4 protein-coding genes are annotated in these 3,918 nt (G+C 37.8%); 3 read left to right on the top strand and 1 reads right to left on the bottom strand.

Annotation, left to right across the window (positions count from 1 at the left end; translation table 11 throughout):
- The first annotated feature begins 181 nt into the window (after positions 1 to 181).
- On the top strand, positions 182 to 466 hold the full coding sequence (locus tag CHH75_RS23535; protein ID WP_095267986.1) for a hypothetical protein: 285 nt from the start codon (positions 182 to 184) through the stop codon (positions 464 to 466).
- Between the two features lie 11 nt (positions 467 to 477).
- A complete protein-coding gene (locus CHH75_RS23530; protein ID WP_244908321.1) occupies positions 478 to 894 on the top strand; it encodes a uracil-DNA glycosylase family protein in 417 nt (138 codons plus the stop codon).
- A gap of 809 nt (positions 895 to 1,703) precedes the next feature.
- Here CHH75_RS23530 and CHH75_RS23525 read toward each other — a convergent pair.
- On the bottom strand, positions 1,704 to 3,011 hold the full coding sequence (locus CHH75_RS23525) for a S1 family peptidase (protein WP_095267988.1): 1,308 nt from the start codon (positions 3,009 to 3,011) through the stop codon (positions 1,704 to 1,706).
- Between the two features lie 142 nt (positions 3,012 to 3,153).
- On the opposite strand from CHH75_RS23525, the gene CHH75_RS23520 reads away from it, so the two are divergent.
- Positions 3,154 to 3,873: a stalk domain-containing protein gene (locus CHH75_RS23520; RefSeq protein WP_095399290.1), complete on the top strand. Its 720-nt coding sequence runs from the start codon at positions 3,154 to 3,156 to the stop codon at positions 3,871 to 3,873.
- Positions 3,874 to 3,918: the final 45 nt, after the last annotated feature.

Below are 3,918 nucleotides of genomic sequence, written 5' to 3'. Positions count from 1 at the left end.
AGGGGATTTAGGAGGGGTTGCAGGGGGAGCCAAGCCTAACTGGCCTCCGCTGAGTTTCCTTTTACGACGGAATTTAATTACTGAAGCTTTGAGATAGGTCTGAACTGATCTGTCTACAAATGCTATCATTTAGGTAGCTTGATTGAGGAAATGACGGATAGCTGAGGGAAGGAGCGATTCTGTGAGTGACATTGATAAACTAAGCGCTTATAAAGCACTAGTCAGTAAACGGAAGAAATGCACGATATGTGATCCCGCACAATGCGAATTGAAAAATCCGAGCCTGCAACAGAACGATAAGCTTAAGACCAGTCAGATCGGCCACTGGACAGAGTGGCAAGGCAGTCTGGATGCCAAAATAATGGTGGTTGGACAGGATTGGGGGGATTTCATCACACTGGTTGACCAAGATGGGGAAACCAACGTAGAAGAAAGCGCGACGAACCGGCATTGGTCCAATTATTGAATATCGCTGGTGTGGACATTGACGAGTGTACTGCAAGAAACAGACACGAGGACTTATTCTTTACCAATGCGATACTGTGTATGAAAACTAAAGGCGGATTAGCAGGTAAGGTGAGAGGATCGTGGTTTCGAAATTGCGTGTCCACATTTCTTAAGCCACTCATCGAAGACATTATTCAACCTAAAGTTGTCATCACTCTGGGGGAGAAGGCAACCAGGTCCTTGCTGCGTGAATATGGGCATAAAGGAATAAAATTCAGAGCATTGGTCGAACGTGAATCACCGATCAAGGTGAGCGGGAATACGGTTGTGTTTCCGGTATTTCATTGCGGTAGTTTAGGACGAAGAAACAGACCATTCGAACAGCAAAAGCTGGACTGGCTGCGAATCAAGGGTTATCTGGAAGGGCCATACGAAGAGTCTATCTAGATACGAAAAAATGGATTCATTTTTACATAGGAGGTGGTCCAGATGTTGGCATTGAAAACGATGATTTCAAGCTTTTTTCAGCATGTACAAGATCATAGAATCGAAATATACAACGAATTCAGCTTACAGCACGAGTTGGGCATTTACTTGCGAGAAAGACTCCCTCAATATACTTGAGGGTCTTCGAATTCGTTAATGAAGATACATTCGTACCTGAGTGACCGGAAATAACGCTCTGTGCTGATGTTATCCATAGTCCTGCCTTAACCTTCTATCGAGACATTCACTCCTGCTTCTCACTTATTCAATTTCACTGGTTTTCTTTTTAGACACTGTCGTAGCACGCTCTAGTAACTCCGATTTCCATCGGCTAATCATCACGGACTAAGCTCGTACTTCCCTGCAATTTCGGTTACGGTTGCTCCTCACCGAGCACCTCCAGCACTACCTTTGTCTTGAACTCTGGGGTATATCGGTTCCGTATTCTCTGGCTTCCTTCATTATAGCTTATTTCTTCTCCTCCCGTGTCTGAACCTATGGGAGCTTATACTTTGAAGATTTGTTATACCGAAGATTGCAAGTGAAATTAAACGGCCTTAGTCCGATGGAACTCAGTACCAAGGCCGCTTATTTGATATTTTGTTTTTATTCTGTCTACTTGACGGGGTTCAGTTCATTTTTTTGGCAAATTCGTTCGTAACTTATGCTGAGTAATGTATAAGATCATTTAAAACTATATTTACTTACCTGCAACGAATAGCTGAACTTGAATTACTTCCATGGTTAACTATATGTTATATACCAAATAATTAAAAGTCGGGAATTATTTGAATAGGGATACCAAATTCTTCTGCTGGCATATTATCTAATCTTGAATAGGTTATTCTATTTTCAGTTAAATATTGACTTCCAGATAGTATACCAGATGCCCCTTTATACGTACCAGGAGTATAGACAAGGGCTCCACTGTCTCCTGAATGGCTATCAGCAGCAAAAGAAACTAAACGATTAAGGAAAACACGATTCCCATCATAGTCATGAGTAAAGCCAAATGCGAGTAAGGTTCTTACCGGTCCACAAGTAATACCAGTAGATATGCCGGATTTACAAACAATTTGACCCTCAACTATAGGAGGATCAACCATATAAACACCAGTTGATTCACCGTAGATTTTACCACTGACATTATATTCAGAGAGTGGACCTACAAAAAGAATATCTGTATGCTGCCCCATCTTTTTATAGGTAACAGTGCCGAGAAATTCTCCTCCTTGATAAACAGATTGCCCAAAAGTTCCACAGTGCCCGGCGGATGAAATCCAATATTGACCAGACCGAGTTTTAAAAGCTACTCCAGAAGTACAATAACCTGTAGGAAATTCTAATTCAAGCCCAGGGAATACTGGTCTATTATAATCAGAACGTGATGCTGTATTTATCACTGGGTCATTTACAGTTTTAATGAAGAGCATATCACCATCTATAACACTATTTATATTTTCAAGTAGCCCATTAGTCGAACTAGAGGCCGACTTAACATAAAGTATAACTTTATTTTCTTGGATAGATATTTCGGATGATGTATCAGTCCAATTATTTTCCACTAAAATTTTACTAACTGTTTCCTGTGCCTCTATCAATTCAGCTAAGGAATATTTGACATTATATAATTCCAATCGGTCTTTGTGAGGAAAATCAGCTAATAGAGTCTTAATACTATTTGTTTCATCATCAACTAACGCAATTCGAAGTATACCTTTACCCTTCTTGTGATCAAAATAGATTCCACCGAATGTATCTTTGAAACTCGTTTCTAATTTTTCAAGATATGGCTTGGTAGCTTGAATTACCTCAGAACGATAATTCAATTCATTTACTTCTTCAGTTGTTAAGTACACTCCAAAAGCCTCGATGCTTTGGGAATCAAATTCGTTAATAGTTAATGAATGTTGTGGCTCAAAACCCACTTTTTCTCTAAAAGAATTGCTCTTTTCTAGCATATCACCAGTAATAATTTTGTCGTTAGTATTTTCCTGAGCCCATGTACTTGTAAGGTTGGTCATTGATGCCATTAAAACTAAAGTTAATAATAATGACAGAAATGATTTATGCTTCATTAAAGTACACCCTCTTTCAATATTCGGATGAATCTGGCCAGATCATCTCATTTGGATTATATAACACAATATGGAAAAATCAAACAAAATTGTTTAAAATGAATTGTGAAACGAAGAATATTAAATAGGAGGATGGTAGGGGATGAAATTTAAAAAAATGTCAATTATAATGATGGCGGTTTTACTCTTTTCTTCATCAGTTTATGCAGCAGGAGGAAAAAGTTTTTCAATTTTTATTAATGATAATAAAAAGGAATTACCTATGGAACAATTAATGGTTGTGAAAAACAGAGTATTTGTTCCTTTAAGATTTATATCTGAGAATATGGGGGCAGTAGTGGGATTCGATGGGAAACAGAAGAATGTTTTTATTACTAGCAATAAAATTGATAGGGTTCGTTCAAGCTTACATTCAAAAACAAACAACACTGACTTTGAATTAAAGTTATTATCAAATAAAACAACATATAAATACGGTGAGCCTATCATGATATGGTCAACTTTAAAATCATTGACAAATCAACGGTTAAGTATTAAACATGGAACCCCCTTAATTACTTATTATTTAGAAGATGCAGATGGCTTTAAGTTATCAGAAATGAAAACTTCGATGGCGGTAAATAGCGAATTTAATCCAGGCGATGAAGAAATACAAGTAATTCCTCAGCATTTATTTTTAGAGTACCACTTGCACAAAAACAATATCACGGAGGTAGATAAATACTTAGAGGAATATATGAGCAGTACAACTCATCCTGCTGCTTTACCCAAAGGAAAATATACAATAGGTGTATCCGCAGATTACTTTATTGAACAGGACAGAGTAGAATTGTCAACAGAGGTTGAAATCGTTGTAGAGTAGTTAAGGTTTAAATTCGTAAATATGTTAATACGACATTCAGCAGAG

This window comes from Paenibacillus sp. 7541 (assembly GCF_002276395.1).
GTDB lineage: Bacteria > Bacillota > Bacilli > Paenibacillales > Paenibacillaceae > Paenibacillus_AQ > Paenibacillus_AQ campinasensis.
This window is presented reverse-complemented; position numbering and strand designations above follow the sequence as displayed.